This is a genomic window from Pseudomonas sp. ADAK13, assembly GCF_012935715.1.
GTDB lineage: Bacteria > Pseudomonadota > Gammaproteobacteria > Pseudomonadales > Pseudomonadaceae > Aquipseudomonas.
The window spans coordinates 3,311,942-3,331,004 of the sequence record NZ_CP052860.1 but is presented as its reverse complement, the minus strand read 5'-3'; the positions used below and the strand labels follow the sequence as shown (position 1 = coordinate 3,331,004).

Annotated in this window: 14 protein-coding genes; 9 read left to right on the top strand and 5 right to left on the bottom strand. The window is 61.0% G+C overall.

Features of this window, described 5'->3' with window-relative positions:
* The first annotated feature begins 8 nt into the window (after positions 1-8).
* The 3 genes from HKK54_RS15350 (at position 9) to HKK54_RS15340 (ending at position 3,732) form a co-directional block, all read left to right on the top strand.
* Positions 9-1,907: an alkaline phosphatase D family protein gene (locus HKK54_RS15350; protein WP_169389292.1), complete on the top strand. Its 1,899-nt coding sequence runs from the start codon at positions 9-11 to the stop codon at positions 1,905-1,907.
* A 320-nt stretch (positions 1,908-2,227) separates the two neighbouring features.
* Complete coding sequence (locus HKK54_RS15345) at positions 2,228-2,536, top strand: helix-turn-helix domain-containing protein (protein ID WP_010176905.1); 309 nt, start codon at positions 2,228-2,230, stop codon at positions 2,534-2,536.
* A gap of 182 nt (positions 2,537-2,718) precedes the next feature.
* Positions 2,719-3,732, top strand: coding sequence for a sensor domain-containing diguanylate cyclase (locus tag HKK54_RS15340; protein ID WP_029616175.1), 1,014 nt, complete (start codon positions 2,719-2,721; stop codon positions 3,730-3,732).
* Positions 3,733-3,736: 4 nt separating this feature from the next.
* Here the strand turns inward: HKK54_RS15340 and HKK54_RS15335 are convergent, their stop codons facing one another.
* Positions 3,737-4,765, bottom strand: a complete 1,029-nt coding sequence (locus HKK54_RS15335; protein WP_010176907.1) for an amino acid ABC transporter substrate-binding protein — start codon at positions 4,763-4,765, stop codon at positions 3,737-3,739.
* Between the two features lie 195 nt (positions 4,766-4,960).
* Between HKK54_RS15335 and HKK54_RS15330 the strand changes: the two genes are divergently transcribed.
* Together HKK54_RS15330 and HKK54_RS15325 are read left to right on the top strand one after the other, a co-directional pair.
* Positions 4,961-5,827 (top strand): LysR substrate-binding domain-containing protein, encoded by an 867-nt coding sequence (locus HKK54_RS15330; RefSeq protein WP_207201799.1) that lies wholly within the window; start codon positions 4,961-4,963, stop codon positions 5,825-5,827.
* An 89-nt stretch (positions 5,828-5,916) separates the two neighbouring features.
* Positions 5,917-7,167 (top strand): 2-aminoadipate transaminase, encoded by a 1,251-nt coding sequence (locus HKK54_RS15325; protein ID WP_010176909.1) that lies wholly within the window; start codon positions 5,917-5,919, stop codon positions 7,165-7,167.
* Between the two features lie 44 nt (positions 7,168-7,211).
* Here HKK54_RS15325 and HKK54_RS33610 read toward each other — a convergent pair whose 3' ends face one another.
* The gene (locus HKK54_RS33610; RefSeq protein ID WP_237151066.1) at positions 7,212-7,907 is read right to left on the bottom strand and encodes a CCDC90 family protein; all 696 of its coding nucleotides are present in this window, start codon (positions 7,905-7,907) and stop codon (positions 7,212-7,214) included.
* On the opposite strand from HKK54_RS33610, the gene HKK54_RS15315 reads away from it, so the two are divergent.
* The 4 genes from HKK54_RS15315 to HKK54_RS15300 all read left to right on the top strand — a co-directional run bounded on the left by HKK54_RS15315 (position 7,893) and on the right by HKK54_RS15300 (position 14,275).
* Positions 7,893-9,230, top strand: a complete 1,338-nt coding sequence (locus HKK54_RS15315) for a carbohydrate porin (protein WP_169387147.1) — start codon at positions 7,893-7,895, stop codon at positions 9,228-9,230. The two genes, HKK54_RS33610 and HKK54_RS15315, sit on opposite strands and share 15 nt — an antisense overlap.
* A gap of 101 nt (positions 9,231-9,331) precedes the next feature.
* On the top strand, positions 9,332-11,749 hold the full coding sequence (locus HKK54_RS15310; protein ID WP_169387146.1) for a glucose/quinate/shikimate family membrane-bound PQQ-dependent dehydrogenase: 2,418 nt from the start codon (positions 9,332-9,334) through the stop codon (positions 11,747-11,749).
* A gap of 210 nt (positions 11,750-11,959) precedes the next feature.
* Complete coding sequence (locus tag HKK54_RS15305) at positions 11,960-12,817, top strand: 2OG-Fe(II) oxygenase (RefSeq protein WP_169387145.1); 858 nt, start codon at positions 11,960-11,962, stop codon at positions 12,815-12,817.
* Between the two features lie 33 nt (positions 12,818-12,850).
* On the top strand, positions 12,851-14,275 hold the full coding sequence (locus HKK54_RS15300) for a pyridoxal phosphate-dependent decarboxylase family protein (protein ID WP_169387144.1): 1,425 nt from the start codon (positions 12,851-12,853) through the stop codon (positions 14,273-14,275).
* A 31-nt stretch (positions 14,276-14,306) separates the two neighbouring features.
* On the opposite strand, the gene HKK54_RS15295 is transcribed toward HKK54_RS15300, so the two are convergent.
* The 3 genes from HKK54_RS15295 to HKK54_RS15285 form a co-directional block, all read right to left on the bottom strand.
* Entirely contained in the window at positions 14,307-16,643 is a 2,337-nt protein-coding gene (locus tag HKK54_RS15295) for a putative bifunctional diguanylate cyclase/phosphodiesterase (RefSeq protein ID WP_010176913.1), read from the bottom strand.
* Positions 16,644-16,846: 203 nt separating this feature from the next.
* Positions 16,847-18,019, bottom strand: coding sequence for an ABC transporter substrate-binding protein (locus tag HKK54_RS15290; protein WP_010176914.1), 1,173 nt, complete (start codon positions 18,017-18,019; stop codon positions 16,847-16,849).
* On the bottom strand, positions 18,016-18,990 hold the full coding sequence (locus HKK54_RS15285; protein WP_169387143.1) for a CobW family GTP-binding protein: 975 nt from the start codon (positions 18,988-18,990) through the stop codon (positions 18,016-18,018). Before HKK54_RS15285 ends, HKK54_RS15290 begins: the two co-directional genes overlap by 4 nt.
* Positions 18,991-19,063 lie beyond the last annotated feature (73 nt).

The following is a 19,063-nucleotide window of genomic DNA, read 5'->3' as shown; positions in this document are numbered from 1 at the left end:
TTGCCTTGATGCCGCACCCCGACACACTTCCCGCTGTACTCGCCGGCCCGTTGCTGCGACGCCTGGAACCCCGGCGCCTGGTGATGTGGCTGGTGGGAAGTCGCGCCCTGGCATTGACCCTGAGACTGCAACCCGCCCAAGGCGAGGCGTTCGACATCGAACTGGACGCGAGCCGCTGCCAGGTCGTGCCCGTCGGGCGCCAGGCGTTTATCCACCTGATCGACGTTGAACTGGCGCACGCCCTGCCCCAGGACGTGAGCATCGGCTACGACCTGCTGGTCGAGAGTGCCAGTATCGCCGAGTGGGCGCCCCATCTGCTGTACCCCGGCGCCCAAGGCCCGAACTTTGTCCTGCACAGCCGCATCCACCAGTTGGTACACGGCTCGTGCCGCAAACCCCACCACAGCGCCGACGAAGGGTTGTTGTGTGTCGACCGGCTGCTGGCCGAGTCGACCACGGTCGAAGACCGCCCGGCCTTGTTGATGATGAGCGGCGACCAGGTCTACGCCGACGATGTCGCGGGGCCGATGCTGCGGGCCATTCATGCGTTGATCAGCCGCCTCGGCCTGTTCGACGAGCACCTCGACGGTGCCGTCGTCGACAACAGCGCAGCACTCTACGAGCACGCCGCCAGCTACTACCATCGGGCCGATCTGTTGCCCGCCCTGGAAAGCAACGAGACCCTGCGTGAGCGTTTTTTTGGCGGCGTGAAGAAGCCGATTTTCACCAGCAGCAGCGCCGACAACCACCTGGTGACCTTCGCCGAAGTCATGGCGATGTACCTGCTGGCCTGGTCACCCACACCGTGGCAACTGATCACCCCGCAAGCACCGCAACTGCGTGCCGAAGAGCACGTACGCTATGCACACGAGCAGGTGCAGATCGACAAGTTTCGTGACGGCCTGGGCGGCGTGGCCCGGGTGTTTGCCCACCTTTCCTGCCTGATGATCTTCGATGATCACGACATCACCGACGACTGGAACCTCAGCGCCCAGTGGGAGGAAACCGCCTATGGCCACCCGTTCTCCAAGCGCATCATCGGCAACGCCCTGCTGGCCTACATGCTCTGCCAGGGCTGGGGCAACAACCCGGATGCGTTTGGCACCGTGTTGGGCAACACCCTGGCGCTGACTACGCAAGCCCATGGCAACTCTCTGGATGCCGTGGCCCAGGATGAACTGGTGGATGAACTGCTGAAGTTCCAGCACTGGCATTACGTGCTGCCCACCACACCCGCGCTGGTGGTGATCGACACCCGCACCCGACGCTGGCGCAGTGAATTCACCCTCAAGCAACCGTCCGGCCTGCTGGACTGGGAAGGCTTGAGCGAACTGCAACAGGAACTGCTGGATCACCCATCGGCAATCATCGTGTCGCCGGCACCGATCTTCGGCGTCAAGCTGATCGAGACCGTACAGAAAGCCTTCAGCTGGTGCGGCTACCCGCTGCTGGTGGACGCGGAAAACTGGATGGCCCACCGCGGCGCGGCACAGGTGATCCTCAACATTTTTCGCCACTCCCGCACCCCGGGCAACTACGTGATCCTGTCGGGGGACGTGCACTACTCGTTCGTCTACGAAGTGCTGATCCGCCACCGCAACGCGGGCCCGAAGATCTGGCAGATCACCAGCAGCGGCATCAAGAACGAATTCCCCCCGCGCCTGCTGGAATGGTTCGACCGCCTCAATCGCTGGCTCTATTCGCCGCGCTCCCCCCTGAACTGGCTGACTCGACGCCGTCCCATGCAGGTGGTGCCGCATATTCCGGAACACGCCGAAGCGGGTGAGCGGTTGTGGAATTCTGCCGGTATCGGGCAGGTGTTTTTTAATCAGCAAGGGCAGCCTGAGGCGATTTATCAGCACAATGCGAATGGGGCGCCACGGACGAGGATGGTGGCACCGAAGTAAGCTTTCCTACTCATGCCAAACAACCTTCCCATGTAATTTGAGGAAGCTGCTTAACACGCAGTTTCTCGCGCCATTTTTGGCAATATTTCAGTCCCTTTCGCTCACAGAACAACGTGCGACGCTTTGGTCGGCTTTTTCGAAAAAAGCCTCTTTAATCGCCGATTGTCAGATGAACCTTTTTTGGTACACTCGCCTGTGAACGACATTCCTCTTGTACTAAACGTAAGTTTTTTTCGCACAGATGCCGGAAATGAGCCTGTTCGTGAGTGGTTGATGGAACTGCCCAAAGCGACGCAAAGCCAAACTTTGAGGAACAATTCATGAAAAAACATATCGGTTCCGACTTTGATGAATTCCTTAACGAACAAGGACTCATTGAGGAGGTTTCCGCCGCAGCGCTGAAGCGAGTGATCGCCTGGCAACTGGCAGAGGCCATGAAAGCCCAGCACATCAGCAAAAAGGCACTGGCTGAGCGTATGCACACCAGTCGTACGGCAGTGGACAGAGCCCTGGATCAGAACGATGCAGGCATGACACTTGCCACCCTGGCAAGCGCAGCACGAGCGTTGGGGCAACGGGTTGAAGTGCGTCTTGTGCCGAATCCGGACGCAGCGCCGGCAATAATTTGAACACTGCCAGTTCGTAGAACTACAGACTAAACAGCAAAAAATAGTGGCTCATAGCCACCTTCCAGCCTAGACCAAAGCCCCCCTTCTAAGCGCCAAAGCGCCGTTGTACAGTACCGCCAGCCACGGAGTATCGGCGTCAACTTAGGCTGGCCATGGGGGCCAGTCCACGCAGGGAGTGCGCAATGGACGATACATCCGCCAGCGGACCGTCAAGGAAAGACTTTTGCGACCTTAACGCCGACATGCTGCACGCAATCATGGAGTTGGTCAGCGACGGGATCTGGGACTGGAACGCCAACACCGGGTTCGTCTACCGCAACCCCGGCTGGTACGAAATGCTCGGCTACGCCCATCACTCCCTGGAAAACAGCGTGTTTACCTGGGAAAACGTGATTCACCCCGAGGACTATCCGAATGTGATGGTGCTGTTTGATGACTACATCAACCGCCGCACCACTCACTATCAAGCCGAATATCGCTGCCGCAAGAAAGACGGCTCCTACCTGTGGATAGAAGACCGGGGCTACGTGATTGCACGTAACGATGATGGCTCGGTGGCCCGTATGCTCGGCGCCCACCGCAGCATCCAGGCACGCAAGCAGTCCATCGAACAGCTGGAGCGACGTAACCAATCCCTGGAAGCCCTGGTGGCCGAGCGCACGCGCGAGCTGTCGCGGGTCAATCAACAACTGCAGTTGCAACTGGATGAAAACCGCTCCCTGGCCGAACGCGACGCCCTGACCCGTGTGGCCAATCGTTACCGCCTGGAGCGGGCCCTGGTGGAAGAATGCGATCGGGCCCAACGGTTTCGCCTGCCGCTGTCGCTGATCGCCATGGACATTGATGACTTCAAACCCATCAACGACCAGCACGGCCACGCCGTCGGCGATGAAGCCCTGGTGCATGTAGTGGAATGCCTCGAAGCCTGCCTGCGTCCCGGCGACTTGCTGGCACGCTGGGGAGGCGATGAGTTTATGGTGATCGCCCCCAAAAGCACGCTGGAAACTGCCCGGGAACTGGCCGAGCAGTTGCGCACGGCACTCAAGGCGCTGCCCGCCGTGGGCAGCTTCAAGGTGACGTTGAGCCAGGGCGTGGTGGAACGGCGCACCGATGAGTCAACCACAAGCCTGATGGCCAGGGCCGATCAGGCGTTGTATCGCTCCAAGGCGGCGGGTAAAGACACCGTGTCTTCGTGACGCCTCAACGAACCGGCGGCGCGTACTGGATCCCGCCGTTACTCCACAAGGCGTTCAGACCACGCTTGATCTTCAGCACGCTACCCTGGCCGATATTGCGCTCGAACACTTCGCTGTAGTTGCCCACTTGCTTGACGATCTGCACCACCCAGTCCTTGCGCAGTTTCAGGTCCTTGCCGTAGTCACCGTCTGCACCCAGCAGGCGGGCGACGTCCGGGTTCTTGCTGGACTTGGCCTGCTCCTCGACGTTCTGCGAGGTGATGCCCATTTCCTCGGCATTGAGCATGGCGAACAAGGTCCACTTGACGATGCTGAACCACTCGTCATCGCCTTTACGCACCAGTGGCCCCAGCGGCTCCTTGGAAATGACTTCCGGCAATACGACGAACTCATCCGGGTGAGCCATCTTGATCCGCTGGGCGTACAGGCCCGACTGGTCAGTGGTGAGCACGTCGCAGCGGCCGGCTTCGAGGCCCTTGGCGCTTTCGTCGGCGGTGTCGAAGGTGATCGGCGTGTACTTCAGGCCGTTGGAGCGGAAGTAGTCCGAGACGTTCAGCTCGGTGGTGGTACCGGCCTGGATGCAGATGGTCGCGCCGTCCAGGTCCTTGGCACTCTTCACGCCGAGTTTGGTGTTCACCAGAAACCCGATGCCGTCGTAGTAGGTTACGCCAGTGAACACCATGCCCATGCCGGCGTCGCGGGAACTGGTCCAGGTGGTGTTACGGGAAATCAGGTCGATCTCGCCGGACTGCAGCGCAGTGAACCGCTCCTTGGCGGTCAACTGGCTGAACTTCACTTTCGACGCATCACCGAACAGCGCGGCGGCGACGGCGTGGCACACGTCCACATCGATGCCGGTCATCTTGCCATTGGCGTCCGGCACGCCGAAGCCCGGCAAGCCGTCGCTGACGCCGCACTGGATAAACCCTTTCTTCTGGATCGCGTCCAGGGTCGCCCCTGCGTGAGCAGTCCCGGTCAGGCCCAATACGGCGGCGGCGGTGAATGCCGCCAAAGTGGATTTCACGTTCTTCATGCAAGGCACTCCCTGTCGATCTTTATTATTCGGCGCCAAAAACCCGCGCCGGTTTATAGTGTTGCCGGTCAGTATCAACGGCTTTACACCTTGGCCACAAACGACGTTTAGGCTTAGGCTCCTTCCGATTTGGAATGAACTCGGCTATTTAAAAGGATCTGCGATCCCGTGATATCCAAACGCTTGACCCCTTCGATGACGGCCCTGCAGTGCTTCGAAGCCGCCGCCCGCCACCTGAGTTTCACCCGCGCCGCCGAAGAACTGCACCTGACCCAGAGTGCGGTGAGCAAACAGGTGGCGCAGCTGGAAGAGATGCTCTGCCATCCGCTGTTCCAGCGGGTTCGCCAGCGTTTGTACCTGTCGCCGGCGGGCTCGCTGTACCTGGAAGAAGTGCGCAAGATCCTGAACCAGGTGGATATTTCCAGCCGCTACATCCTGACCTACGGTGGCGAGACCGAAGTGCTGCGGATCGCCACCCAGCCGACCTTCGGTGACCGCTGGCTGGTGCCCAAGCTCAAGGACTTCGCTGCGCGCCATCCCACTATCCACCTGGACGTGCGCAACGAACTGGAGCCCTTCGACGTGTTGCAGGCCAAGGCGGATATCGCGTTTTTCTTCGGCCAGGGATCGTGGCCGGGGGCGACCTGCATCGAGTTGTTTCGCGAAGCCGTGGTGCCGGTGTGCGCCCCCGGGTTTGTCGCCGCCGGCAGCGACGCCTCCTCCCGCCACACGTTGCTGCAATGCACCTCGCGTCCCGAGGCCTGGCACGCGTGGTTTCTGGAACAAGGCCTGCACTCGCAGAACAGCTACCACGGGCCGCGTTTTGACACGTTCTACATGTGCATCCGCGCGGCGCAATCCGGGTATGGCGTGGCGTTGGTGCCGCAGTACCTGGTGGCCGAGGAATTGGCGAACGGCAGCCTGATGATCCCCTGGGACTACACGATGCCCAGCGCCGGCGCGCACTTTATCGCCCACGCCGAACATGCCGGGGAGATCCCGAAAGTGAAGGCGTTTTTGAACTGGATGGTGGAGTACGCCACAGCACATCCCGACTTTTAATAATGACCCGGCGACTTTATTTCGTTTGCGGGGCGAGGCGGCTCACGGCTTAGATAAAAGGACGCATCCCCTTCTTGAGTCCCGGATCCATGAGCCGCGAAACCATCAGCCAGTCGATTTCCATCGTCCACCCCATCAGCCTCAGCCATGGCAAGAACGCCGAAGTCTGGGACACCACCGGCAAGCGCTTCATCGATTTCATCGGCGGCATCGGCGTGCTCAACCTCGGCCACTGCAACCCGCGTGTGGTCGAGGCGATTCGCGAGCAGGCGACCAAGCTCACCCACTACGCCTTCAACGCTGTGCCTCACGCGCCGTACATCGAACTGATGGATCGCCTCACTGCCTTCATCCCGGTGGATTACCCAGTCAGCGGCATGCTCACCAACAGTGGGGCGGAAGCTGCGGAAAACGCCTTGAAAATAGTCCGGGGCGCCACGGGCCGGACCGCTGTGATTGCCTTTGACGGTGCGTTTCACGGGCGCACACTGGCCACCTTGAACCTCAATGGCAAGGTCGCGCCCTACAAGCAAAAAGTCGGCGTGCTGCCGGGGCCGGTGTTCCATCTGCCCTACCCCAGCCGCGACAACGGCGTGACCTGCAACGAAGCACTCAAGGCGATGGACCGGCTGTTCAGCGTGGAAATCGACGTCAACGATGTGGCGTGTTTCATCATCGAGCCGGTGCAGGGTGAAGGCGGCTTCCTGACCCTGGACGTGGAATTCGCCCAGGCCCTGCGACGCTTCTGCGACGAGAAAAACATCCTGCTGATTGCCGATGAAATCCAGTCCGGCTTCGGTCGTACCGGCCAGCGTTTTGCCTTCTCTCGCCTGGGCATCGAGCCGGACCTGATCCTACTGGGCAAAAGCATCGCCGGCGGCGTACCACTGGGCGCGGTGGTCGGGCGCAAATCGTTGCTCGACAACCTGCCCAAAGGCGGCCTGGGCGGCACCTACTCCGGCAACCCTATCGCCTGCGCGGCGGCGTTGGCCACCCTGGATGAAATGACTGACGAGCACCTGCAAAATTGGGGCGCGCAACAGGAAGAAGCCATCGTCAGCCGATATGAAGCGTGGCGTTCGAAAAAACTCTCCCCGTATCTCGGTCGATTGACGGGTGTCGGTGCCATGCGCGGCATCGAGCTGGCCAATGCCGACGGCAGCCCGGCGCCACAACAACTCACCCAACTGCTGGCCCTCGCTCGCGACGCGGGTTTGCTGCTGATGCCCAGTGGCAAATCGCGGCACATCATTCGGCTGCTGGCGCCGTTGACCATTGAGGCGGCAGTGCTGGAGGAAGGGCTGGATATTCTTGAGGGGTGTTTGGTGAAGTTGGCTTAGCAACCAAAAAGCCCGGCAGGGAGCCCGGCTTCAAAAGGAAAGCGTCAGTGGACAAGTCGAGCGACGCCAAATGCAATGGCAGACAGAACGCCAGCGGTTCCGACAAACCATTTGAGGACACGGGTTTCCATTGATTGCATGTCTGTCCTGAAATTGGAGATCTCAAGACGCAGCCCTGATGTGTCTTCACGAAAGTCGGCCCTTGTGGCGATCAGGTCAGCCTTGGTCACCATCTGTTCTTTTATGCCATCGAGCTTCGTCTCTACTCGCGAAAGCCGATCACGTATATCAGGGAGTGCTTTTTCAATCGTATCAATACGCTTTTCCAAGTCGTTTCCTCCTCTGCCTTTGTGGATATTCTCGGGTAACGAGGCTTGCCGATACTCATGACGAATATGCCCCTTGTTCACCCCGTGTTGCTTTCGCATCCATGTCGCCCCCATCCGTTTTGGTGACGCAGATAACCACGCTATCAACCCCAAACCAATGAACAGTTTGATACCAAATCCAACAACCCAGCCCACTATTACCAAATCCGAAAGAATCCATCTTCCGTTTAGCCCTTTCTCTCCCCGCGTCGGGGCATTATCCTTGTCAGTAACAAACTGAAACGTTTCATCATTCTCATCCAACCATCGACTGCCCGCGTCCAGCGCCTTTGTGCGAACGCGCCAGGCCGCTGTTTGCGTTTCAAAACCATAAAATATTAAGACCCCATTTTGCCTATGCCTGCTTTCCAAAATCTGCGCCTGTGCGCTGCGCTGCTGCCTTTCGGTCTGGCCACCTGTGCCCAGGCTGCACCTGCCTTTGACGCTGAATCACCGTGGATGCTGGGTGATTTCGGCGGCACCCGGACAGCGCTGTCTCAACAGGGCTACGACTTCAAATTCGACTACACCGGCGAGATGGGCAGCAACCTGCACGGCGGCTCGAACCATGACCGCACCGCACGCTACAGCGATCAGTTCGGCCTGGGCACGCACCTGGACCTGCAGAAAATCCTCGGCTGGCACGACGCCGAGTTCCAGTTGACGGTGACCGAGCGCAGCGGCAACAACATCACCAATGACCGGGTCAACGATCCACGTGTGGGCGGGTTCACCTCGTCCCAGGAAGTCTGGGGGCGCGGCCAGACCTGGCGCCTGACGCAGATGTGGTACCAGCAGAAATTCTTCGACCAGAAGCTCGACATCAAGGCCGGCCGTTTTGGCGAAGGCGAAGACTTCAACAGCTTCCCCTGCGACTTCCAGAACCTGGCGTTCTGCGGCTCGCAGGTCGGCAACTGGGTGGGCAGCATCTGGTACAACTGGCCGGTGAGCCAGTGGGCACTGCGGGTCAAATATCACCTGACGCCCGAGCTTTACGCCCAGGTCGGCGCCTATGAACAGAACCCGTCCAACCTGGATCGCGGCAATGGCTTCAAGCTCAGTGGCAGCGGCACCCAGGGCACCCTGCTCCCGGTTGAACTGGTGTGGACCCCCACGCTCAACGGCCTGCCCGGCGAATACCGCGCCGGGTACTACTACAGCAGCGCCAAGGCCAGCGATGTCTATAAAGACCGCAACGACCAGCCGGCGGCCCTCAGCGGCGAAGCCTACCGCAGCGCCTCCAGCAAGCACGGGGTGTGGCTGGGCGTGCAGCAGCAAGTCACCAGCCTGGCCAGCGACCACTCGCGGGGCCTGAGCGTGTTCGCCAACGGCACGATGCACGACAAGAAAACCAACGCTGTGGATAACTACGTGCAGGCCGGCGTGGTCTACAAGGGCCTGTTCGACGCCCGCGCGAAGGACGATATCGGCTTTGCCGTGGCGCGGGTGCACGTCAACCCGGCCTATCGCAAGAACGCCGAGGCCAGCAACCAGGCCCGCGCCGTCTTCAACTTCGATGACCCGGCCTACCTGCCCCTGCAACACACCGAATACAGCGCCGAACTCTATTACGGCGTGCACGTCACGAACTGGCTGACGGTGCGCCCGAACCTGCAATACATCCGTCATCCCGGGGCCGTGGCCCAGGTGGATGACGCGCTGATCGGCGGGATCAAGCTGCAAAGTTCCTTCTGATTTCTGAATAAACCTTATTTGCCCTGAACCATGCCTGCGCCGGAACGTCATCTACAGTGAACTGTGCGCAATCAATTCAAAACGTAACGGAGAACCACACTATGAGCACTGATGGTGCTTCAAGTCCAAGTCGCCTGCTGCCCAGGCTGCTGGGGATCTTGCTGCTGATAATGGGCCTGGCCTTGTTGGCCGGGGGGATCAAGCTGAGCATGCTCGGCGGGTCGCTGTATTACCTGCTGGCCGGTCTCGGCATCACCGTTACAGGCCTGTTGCTGCTGGCGACACGCCGCGCGGCGCTGGGCTTGTACGCACTGGTGCTGTTTGCCAGCACCGTCTGGGCGCTGTGGGAAGTCGGCCTGGACTGGTGGCAACTGGTGCCGCGCCTGGCCCTGCTGTTCGCCCTCGGCATCGTCATGCTGCTCCCGTGGTTCCGCCGTCCGTTGCTGCGTGGCCAAGCCGCGCCGCTGGGCACTGGCGCCCTGAGCGTCGCTGTCGTGCTGGCAGGCGCCGCTGCCTTGGCCAGCCAATTCACCGACCCGGGTGCACTGGTCAAGAAAGGCCAACTGGACCGCGACGCGGTACCGGGCATGGCGAGCGCTGCTCCCGCCCAGGCTGATGGTGACTGGAACTCTTATGGCCGCTCGGCCTTTGGTGATCGCTACTCGCCTCTGGCGCAGATCACCCCGGAAAACGCCCACAAGCTGGTGCCAGCCTGGACGTACCGTACGGGCGACATTCCTGGCCCAGGCGATCCCGGTGAAACCACCGCGGAAAACACCCCGCTGAAAGTCAACGGCATGCTCTACGTGTGCACCCCGCACAGCCAGGTGATTGCCCTGGACCCGGACACCGGCAAGGAAATCTGGCGTTTCGACCCGAAGATCAGCAGCGAAGGGGCTGCCAACTTCAAGGGTTGGGCGCACATGACCTGCCGTGGCGTGTCGTATCACGATGACGCGGTCTACGCTTCCGAGCAGAGCCCGACTGGCAGCGCCAGCCCGGCCGCCGCGCCGAATGCCTGCCCGAAACGCATCTTCGTACCGACCGCCGACACCCGTCTGATCGCCCTGAACGCCGACACCGGCAAGATGTGCGAAGACTTCGGTGATAAAGGCCAGATCGACCTGCGTGCCAACATCGGCACCTTCGCCCCGGGCGGTTACTACTCCACCTCGCCACCGGCCGTTACCAAGAACCTGGTGGTGATCGGCGGTCACGTGACCGACAACGTCTCCACCGACGAGCCTAGCGGCGTGATCCGCGCGTTCGACGTGCACACCGGCAAGCTGGTGTGGAACTGGGACAGCGGCAACCCGGACGACACCACCCCGTTGGCCGAGGGCAAGACCTACACCCGCAACTCGCCCAACATGTGGTCGATGTTCGCGGTCGACGAAAAACTCGGCATGCTCTACCTGCCGATGGGTAACCAGATGCCCGACCAGTACGGCGGCGACCGGACTCCGGACTCCGAGAAGTACAGCGCCGGCCTCACCGCCCTGGACATCGACAGTGGCCACGTGAAGTGGACCTTCCAGTTCACTCACCATGACCTGTGGGACATGGACGTGGGCGGCCAGCCTTCGCTGATCGACATCAAGACCGCTGACGGCGTGAAGCAAGCGGTAATGGCGTCGACCAAACAAGGCAGCATCTATGTGATCGACCGTTCGAACGGTCAGCCTGTAGTGCCGATCAATGAAATCCCTGTACCGCAAGGCGCAGTGGCTGGCGATCACACCGCACCGACCCAACCGAAATCCGACCTGAACTTCATGCCACCGCCCCTCAAGGAGCGTGACATGTGGGGCGTGACGCCGTTCGACCAGATGCTGTGCCGGATTGACTTCAAATCCATGCGCTACGACGGTCCGTTCACTCCGCCATCGCTGCAAGGTTCGATCGTTTACCCGGGTAACTTCGGTGTGTTCGATTGGGGCGGCATTTCGGTCGACCCGGTTCGCCAGATTGCCTTCGTGAACCCGAGCTACATGGCGTTCAAATCGAAACTGATCCCGGCCGCCGACATTGCCAAGCAAGGTCCGCGTGTCAGCGAAACCGAAGGCGTGCAGCCAAACAAAGGCGCGCCTTACGGTGTGATCCTCGAAGCCATGCTGTCGCCACTGGGCCTGCCGTGCCAGGCGCCGGCGTGGGGTTATGTGGCCGCGGTCGATCTGACCAACCACCAGACCATCTGGATGCACAAAAACGGCACCGTGCGTGACAGCTCGCCGGTTCCGATCCCACTGACCATGGGCGTACCAAGCCTGGGCGGGACCTTCACCACTGCCGGTGGCGTGTCCTTCCTCAGCGGTACCCTTGACCAGTACCTGCGTGCCTATGACGTGAAAAACGGCAAGCAGTTGTGGGAAGGCCGCCTGCCAGCAGGCGCGCAAACCACACCGATGACCTACACCGGCAAGGACGGCAAGCAGTACGTGCTGGTCATGGCCGGCGGTCATGGTTCCCTGGGCACCAAGCAGGGTGACTATGTGATGGCGTTCAAACTGCCGGATTAAGTAAAACCGGCGGTAAGAAAAAGGCGGCTACCTCATGGGTAGCCGCCTTTTTTTATGTGGGCAATAAAGTAAAGCGAGACGGCCTATGCACTTAAATAAACACTAAGAAAAGTCCTATACCACCCTCCAAATATTTCACTCTACTTTAGTACCGGGCAAATCCCGTTCAATTAAACGTTACCCACAATATTCAACATGGAGTTATTCATTATGACGGACCTGAACAACAGCGAACTAACGCCCGCCGCATTGCAAATCAAAACACCTGCCATCTTAGAGCTCACACAACTCGATGCAGCCAGCTTAAAAAAGCTCATCACGGGTGAAGTACTCGCCATTCGAATAGCTGATTTTGCGAATGAACAAACCAGCGCAGTATTAAATAAATATATAGACGAAACGGCGATTCTTCAGGAGTACAACCACGAAACCTATGAGAGCGGGAAAGTTGTCCAGCAATTCTATGGTGTCCATCGCTGGGGAACACCGTTCAACTCTACCTACGGCAAGAGCGCAGGCAGTGACGCCCAACAGCAATACTATGCCGACGCAGCCCATATGCGCGGCTTGATCGACAGCCTATGCGCCCCGCAGAAGCCGCCCATCCACCTGCTGATGGAGCACCTGCAGCAGGTTTGGCCAGAAGGTGCGACCACCGCCGCATTCCAGGGCCAGCCAATGTTCTGCGGTATTATCCGCGCCATGTTCCCGGAGACAGCTCACCTCTCGGAAACCGTGCCCCATGTTGATTGCCTGCCTATTTCCATTGCCAAACTGGAACATCAATTCAGCGCCAACATTTACATTGATACTCCACCTTCGGGAGGAGAGTTGATCATCTGGGATACCGAAGCGTTTGCCTACGAAGACGTCGAGCGCTTTGAAGGCGCACTACTTCCCGAAGACCGCTTGCAAAAGCCACTGCACATCCAGCCGCGAAAAAACGAACTGATCATCATCAATACCCGCCGCCCTCACGCCATTTGCGGATTCGATTCAGGCAAACGCATCAGTATCCAATCGTTTATCGGCTATACCACTGGTGAGCCGTTTTACTTCTGGTGCTAACGCCCTTATTTTTTTCCTGATGGACACTCTTATATGACACCTGAAGAATTCCGCCAACATGGCCACGCCATGATCGACCTGATTGCAGACTATCGACAAAACATCGAGCAGCGCGGTGTGCAACCCACCACGACCCCCGGCGAAATCAAATCCGCCCTGCCGGCCAGCCCGCCTGAAACAGCCGAACCGTTCGAACAGATCATGGGCGACGTCGAAAAACTGATCATGCCCGGTCTGTTGCACTGGCAGCATCCGAGCTTCTTCGGTTTTTTCCCGTCCAATGTGGAACTGTCCTCCGTCCTCGGCGATTGCTTGAGTACCGGCCTGGGCGTGGTGGGATTGTCGTGGCAATCGAGCCCGGCCCTGACCGAAATCGAGGAAGTCACCACCGATTGGCTGCGCGACATGATCGGCCTGAGCGCCAACTGGAGCGGAGTGATCCAGGATTCGGCCTCGACCTCCACCCTGGTGGCGCTGATCAGCGCTCGCGAACGCAGTTCCAACTACGCGCTGATGCACGATGGCCTGCAAAACAGCGGCGCACCACTCATCGTCTACACCTCGGCCCACGCCCATAGTTCAGTGAACAAAGCCGCCATCCTGGCCGGGTTCGGCCAGAACAATATCCGTATCGTGGCCACCGACGAACACAATGCGATGTCACCGCAGGCATTGGAGCAGGCCATCGAACAAGACCTGACTGCCGGGAACAGACCCTGTGTGGTGATTGCGACCACCGGCACAACGGCAGCCATGGCCATCGACCCTCTGGAAGCCATCGGCGCCCTGACTCAGCGTCACGGCCTCTGGCTGCATGTCGACTCGGCCATGGCCGGTGCCGCGATGATCCTCCCGGAATGCCGGGCTCTGTGGAGCGGCATCGAGAAAGCCGACTCGCTGGTCCTCAACCCTCACAAATGGCTAGGGGCAGCGTTTGATTGCTCGGTGTACTTCGTACGCGACCCCGAGCACCTGATTCGCATCATGACCACCAACCCCAGCTATCTGCAGTCCAAGGCTGATGGCCAGGTCAGAAACTACCGCGACTGGCGAATCTCCCTGGGCAGCCGCTTCCGCGCCCTGAAGCTGTGGTTCCTGATCCGCGAGCAAGGCGTCAGCGGCCTGCAGGCCCGGCTGCGACGTGACCTCGCCAATGCCCGCTGGCTGGCAGAACAGATTGAAGGCAGCAAGCACTGGAAACTGGTGGCCGCCGTCGCCCTGCAAACGCTGTGCATCCGGCACGAGCCGCCAGGCCTTGGTGGTGAGGCGCTGGACAACCACACCCGCGCCTGGGCGGAAAAACTCAATCAATCAGGCAAAGCCTACGTCACCCCCGCCATTCTGGGCGAGCGCTGGATGGTACGCGTGTCCATCGGCGCGCTGGGGACGGAGCGCCACCACATCGAAGGCTTGTGGGAACTGTTGCAAACCCTGGTCGATGAAACGGCCCAGCGTTGACAGCACCTGCGTCGGTGTAACCGCCGACGCTCTAAACCGGCACCCGCTCGCGGCGCATCCACATTTCAAACGCCATGGCATTCAGCGGCCGGCTGATCAGATAACCCTGTGCCGTGTCGCACTTCCAGAGCTTGAGCAGCTTGAGGCTCGGCTCGAACTCCACACCTTCGGCCACCACCTTGAGCCCCAGGTTGTGGCTCATCTCGATGGTCGAACGCACGATAACGCCGTCGCCGGAGGTGCTGTCGAGGTTGCGCACGAACGACTGGTCGATCTTCAGCTCCTGCACCGGCAGGCGTTGCAGTTGCGCCAGCGATGAATAGCCGGTGCCGAAGTCGTCCACCGACAGGCTGATGCCACAGCCGCGAAGTTGCTCGAGCACGCTGAGGGCCTGGGCCGGGTTGTGCATGATCGCGCTTTCGGTGATTTCGAAAATCAGTTGCCGGGCCGATACGCGGTAGTGTGCCAACAACTCAGTCACCCGCAGGGCCAGGCCGTCATCGGCCAGGTCGTCCACCGAGATGTTCACCGACAACTGCACCTGCAATCCGCGCACCTCCCACTCGGCCAGTTGCCGAATGGCTTCTTCGATCACCCAGTGGGTCAGGCTGCCCATGCTGCCGGTGCGCTCGGCCAGGGGAATGAATTCGGCGGGCGACACCAGCCCGAGGGTCGGATGCTGCCAGCGCAGCAGCGCTTCGGCCTGGCGCACATGGCCGTGGGTCAGGTCGAGCTTGGGCTGATAACACAGGTACAACTCGCCCTCCGCCGCCGCCCGGCGCAGGTCGCGGATCAGGCTGATCTGGCGTTGGTGAGCGAGGTCGCGGTCCTGTTGGTAGATCTGCAAATAGCCCGGCAACGCCGCTGCATCGTGACGGGCAATAGCGGCGCGGCTGATCAGTTCTTCAACCTGCTGGCCGTCGGCCGGGTAAGCGGCGATGCCGATGCTCACTTCGTGGCGCAGTTCATCGCCGCCGATGCGCTGGGGCTCGGTCAGCAGCCCATACAAGCGGTCAGCCAGGGCCACGACACGGTCGATCTCGGTGTTTTCCAGCAGCAGCAAGAACTCGCTGCCGGTGATGCGTGCGGCGGTGTCGCTGGCCGACAGGCTCGACAGCAGGCAGCGGCTGGCTTCGCGGAGCATCTCTTCCACGCCTTCCGGGCCATAGCCTTCGTTGATCACCCGGTAGTTTTCAATGCCCAGGTACAGCAACACCACGGGCCGGCCCGCGCTGATAGCGCTGCCCAGGCGCTCCATGGCCAGCGCGCGGTTGGGCAGGCCGGTAAGCGGGTCGTGCAGGGCGTTGTGGGCCAGTTGCCGCTCGCGCACGGCGATCCCGGTTTGCATGGCGTTGAAGGCCTGGGCCAGCAGGCCGAACTCATCATGGCTGCGAACCCGCACCGGCGTGCGGTAGTCACCGGCGCCGATACGTTCGGCCGCCTCGACCAGCGCATTGAGCGGGCGCGACACCCGCCGTGCCAGAAACAACGCGCCCGCCAGTGACACCAGCAGCACCACCAGGGCGATCGCGAGAAACTGCCGGTCCAGCGGCGCGAAGGATTCGAGGGCGTGGTCCAGCGGACTTTGCAGAAGCACCCGCACTTCACCGCCGTCTGCGGTGTTGCCCAGGGGCAGTACCTGGCTGAGATAACGCTGGCCGTGAAACAGGTTCAGTTGCGGCACAGGGTTGATGTACGGGGCCTGCAAGTCGCTGGCAATCGAGGCCTGGAACGCCTCGGGCTGGGTGCTGAACAATTCGCCGGGCTGGCCCTGCTGCACACTGATGAACGAGACTTCCAGGTTGCTCATGGAGCGCAATTCACTGGCAAACACTTCGTCCATGGGAAAGCCCATGGCGACACGGGCAATCGGTGCCAGATCGACCACTTCCTGCTGCACCAGCAGAAAAGGCCGGCCATCGAGGGCCACGATCAACATTTGCAGGCCACTGCGCCGGGCCTGGCGCAAGGCATCGTTGTAGGGAAAGGCCTGGCCGGGCGTCAGCGCCTGTAACGTGCTGATCATCACCTGGCCGTCGAGGCCCAGCACAAACACTTCACTGGACGTCAGGCCGGTGCCGTGCCGGCGCAGGGCAGCGAGAATCGCGGCGGGCTCGCCCTCGGTGACCGACTGGCGGAAGGGCAAGTCTGCCGTCAGCCAGTTCAAGCCGTATTGCAGGCGCCGGCCCCGCAGGTCGAGCAAACGTTCGAACACCTGGCTGCCGGTTTCCAGTTGCACCTGGGCCTGGTTTTCCACGGCGCGGTTGGTCGCGGTCTTCACCGCGAAATACACCGCGGCCACGACCACCAGCAACAGCAGCGCCAGCACCCCGGCGATCCGGGTTTGAAACGTATGGCGCCACCTCATTTTGTTGCCCTCTGGCAGCGCCTGCCCCCTCCAGCCGAAACGTCCCTTCGTCATGCGCGTCCCTCGCGATAGCTGACCGGCGTCAAATAAATATCCTTTTTGAAGGGATATTTGAATTATCCAGATTAGCTGTGCAAGAGCAGAAGTGCACCCAATAAATACGGGAGCTTAAGTGCCATTAATTTGGCGACATAGCGCTGTACTTACGTCCGCGCCCGCATGAAGTCGCCCCAGCGCCGCACCAGGTAGTTGTGCTCGTCCATCACCGAGTTCCACACCGCGATATGCCCCATGCGCTGCTCATAGGAGCCGCCGTCACGCACCTCGCCCACATCGATCAGCGGCAAGCCGTCGCTGCCCAACAGTTCCTCCCGCGCAGGCAGGCCGGCGTACCAGTAGTCCCATTCGGCACTGCTCAGGTGATCGCGGCTACGGGCCGGGTTGCCAATGTAATACCCCTGGCGCGCCATCACCGCGCCGGGCCAGCCGGACAGCCACCAGTTGAGGTAGGCATAGGCCGCGTCCAGCACCGGGCCCTTGGCATGGCGCGACAACGACAACCCGCCGAACCAGGCGCGATAGCCTTCACGGGGCACCGCCAGGCGGTATTTGACCCCGGCCCGGTGCAGGCGCATCAAGGTCGGAGACCACAAACTCTGGATGTCGATGCTCGGGCTGAGCATCAGTTGCGCCGCTTCTTCGTCGTCGGACCAGAACGCCGCGAAGTGCCCTTCCTTCTGCTTGCGCACCAGGATATCGGCCAGCACATCGATCTCTTCGATGCTCATGTTGCCGATGTCCTTGAAGCTCGCCAGCCCCGCGCCCTGCACCGCCAGCGCGGCGTCGAGGGCACCGATGGCGGCGTCACTTTGCAGCGCGGTACGCGCCCCCCAGGCCGGGTCCAGCAGCCAGCCCCAGCTCTCGTTGGCGCGGTTGAACCCCTCAGGCAGGCGCTCGGGACGGTAGGCAAAACTGTCGGCGTTGTGGGTCAGGGGCAGCATGCTGATGCGTTCGGTGACGGTGCTGCCGAGGCTGCCGTCGTGCTGCACGAACAAGCGCTCGCTGGGCACACTGCCGCTGCCCAGGCGGTCGTTGGCAGACAGGCGGCCGCGCTTGGGCAGGTCGTTGATCTCGTGCCACAGCGCGATGCGCCGGGTGTCGATCGGCTGGATCGCCCGCGCCGGCCACACGAAGTCGACGTTGTGAAACCACTGGTCGTAGAGGTCGTAGCTGTCGGGCTGCATCACCGCGATGCGCTGCGCCTGCTCGACATCGTGCACCTGGTACACCAGGCGAATGCCCAGCTCCTGTTCGGCGCGCACACGCAAGGTTTCCAGCAAGGTCACCGACGTGCCGAGGACGCGAAGCGTGATCATGCGGCGAACCTTCTGGAGAACACTTCAAAGGAGCGGCGCAGCAACGCGGGGTCGAGGCCACGCAGGATAAACACCAGGCGCGATTGCCGGTCGGTACCCGGCCAGGCAGGCAGGTGAACCGGTGCATGCAAGCAATGCTGCACGCCATGGATAACGATGGGAGCCAAACTTGCGTTCACGTTGAGCAGTCCTTTGACGCGAAGAATACGTTCGCCGTGGCATCTTAACAGCATCGATAACCAGACCCCGAAGCCGACCCAATCCAGCGGCTGATCGAAGGTCAGGCAGCAGACCTGCGCCGCGCCATGGTTGGCGGCGGTGGTTTGATGGAGTTTCCAGCGTCTGACTTCAGCCGCCGGTTCGGTGCTGCGCAGGCCCTCGCCGAGCAGCAGTTGTTCACCGCTGTCGATATCGCAGGTATTGAGGATCGGCGTACCGGCGTTCAGCGCCTGCAAGTGCGCCCGCAGCGAGTCGCAGTCTTCGACGAGGTCGGTCTTGCTCAACAGCAGGCGATCGGCGGCGGCCACCTGCGCCAGCCATTCCGGGTGCAGGCGTTCTTGCAAGGCAGCGTGACTGGCGTCTACCAGTGTCACCACCAGGCCGATATGAAAGCGCCCGCGCAGTTGAACGTCGTTGTTCAAGGTGGCAAGGATCGGCGCCGGGTCGGCCAGGCCGGTGGTTTCCAGGATCACCCGCTTGAAGGCGGGAATCTCGCCGCGCTCGCGGCGCTGCAACAGGCCGAGCAAGGCGTCTTTCAACTCGCCGCGAATCGAACAGCAAACGCAACCGCTGGGCAGCAGCACCGTGTCCGGCGCCACTTCTTCCACCAACAGATGGTCGATGCCAACGTCGCCGAATTCGTTGATCAGCAACGCCGTATCGCCGAGGCTTTCGCCTTGCAGCAGGCGCTTGAGCAAGGTGGTCTTGCCGCTGCCGAGGAAGCCAGTGATCACGTTTAGAGCGATGCTCATATTTCTACCTCAATGATGCCCCTGTGGGAGCCCGGCTTGCCGGCGATGACGATATGAAGGACGCCATCGCCGG

What these genes read in the sequence shown, in the direction of transcription:
- HKK54_RS15350 (WP_169389292.1), top strand. Translation starts at nt 9, where the DNA reads ATGCCGCACCCCGACACACTTCCCGCTGTACTCGCCGGCCCGTTGCTG.
- HKK54_RS15345 (WP_010176905.1), top strand. Translation starts at nt 2,228, where the DNA reads ATGAAAAAACATATCGGTTCCGACTTTGATGAATTCCTTAACGAACAA.
- HKK54_RS15340 (WP_029616175.1), top strand. Translation starts at nt 2,719, where the DNA reads ATGGACGATACATCCGCCAGCGGACCGTCAAGGAAAGACTTTTGCGAC.
- HKK54_RS15335 (WP_010176907.1), bottom strand. Translation starts at nt 4,765, where the DNA reads ATGAAGAACGTGAAATCCACTTTGGCGGCATTCACCGCCGCCGCCGTA.
- HKK54_RS15330 (WP_207201799.1), top strand. Translation starts at nt 4,961, where the DNA reads ATGACGGCCCTGCAGTGCTTCGAAGCCGCCGCCCGCCACCTGAGTTTC.
- HKK54_RS15325 (WP_010176909.1), top strand. Translation starts at nt 5,917, where the DNA reads ATGAGCCGCGAAACCATCAGCCAGTCGATTTCCATCGTCCACCCCATC.
- HKK54_RS15315 (WP_169387147.1), top strand. Translation starts at nt 7,893, where the DNA reads ATGCCTGCTTTCCAAAATCTGCGCCTGTGCGCTGCGCTGCTGCCTTTC.
- HKK54_RS15310 (WP_169387146.1), top strand. Translation starts at nt 9,332, where the DNA reads ATGAGCACTGATGGTGCTTCAAGTCCAAGTCGCCTGCTGCCCAGGCTG.
- HKK54_RS15305 (WP_169387145.1), top strand. Translation starts at nt 11,960, where the DNA reads ATGACGGACCTGAACAACAGCGAACTAACGCCCGCCGCATTGCAAATC.
- HKK54_RS15300 (WP_169387144.1), top strand. Translation starts at nt 12,851, where the DNA reads ATGACACCTGAAGAATTCCGCCAACATGGCCACGCCATGATCGACCTG.
- HKK54_RS15295 (WP_010176913.1), bottom strand. Translation starts at nt 16,643, where the DNA reads ATGAGGTGGCGCCATACGTTTCAAACCCGGATCGCCGGGGTGCTGGCG.
- HKK54_RS15290 (WP_010176914.1), bottom strand. Translation starts at nt 18,019, where the DNA reads ATGATCACGCTTCGCGTCCTCGGCACGTCGGTGACCTTGCTGGAAACC.
- HKK54_RS15285 (WP_169387143.1), bottom strand. Translation starts at nt 18,990, where the DNA reads ATGAGCATCGCTCTAAACGTGATCACTGGCTTCCTCGGCAGCGGCAAG.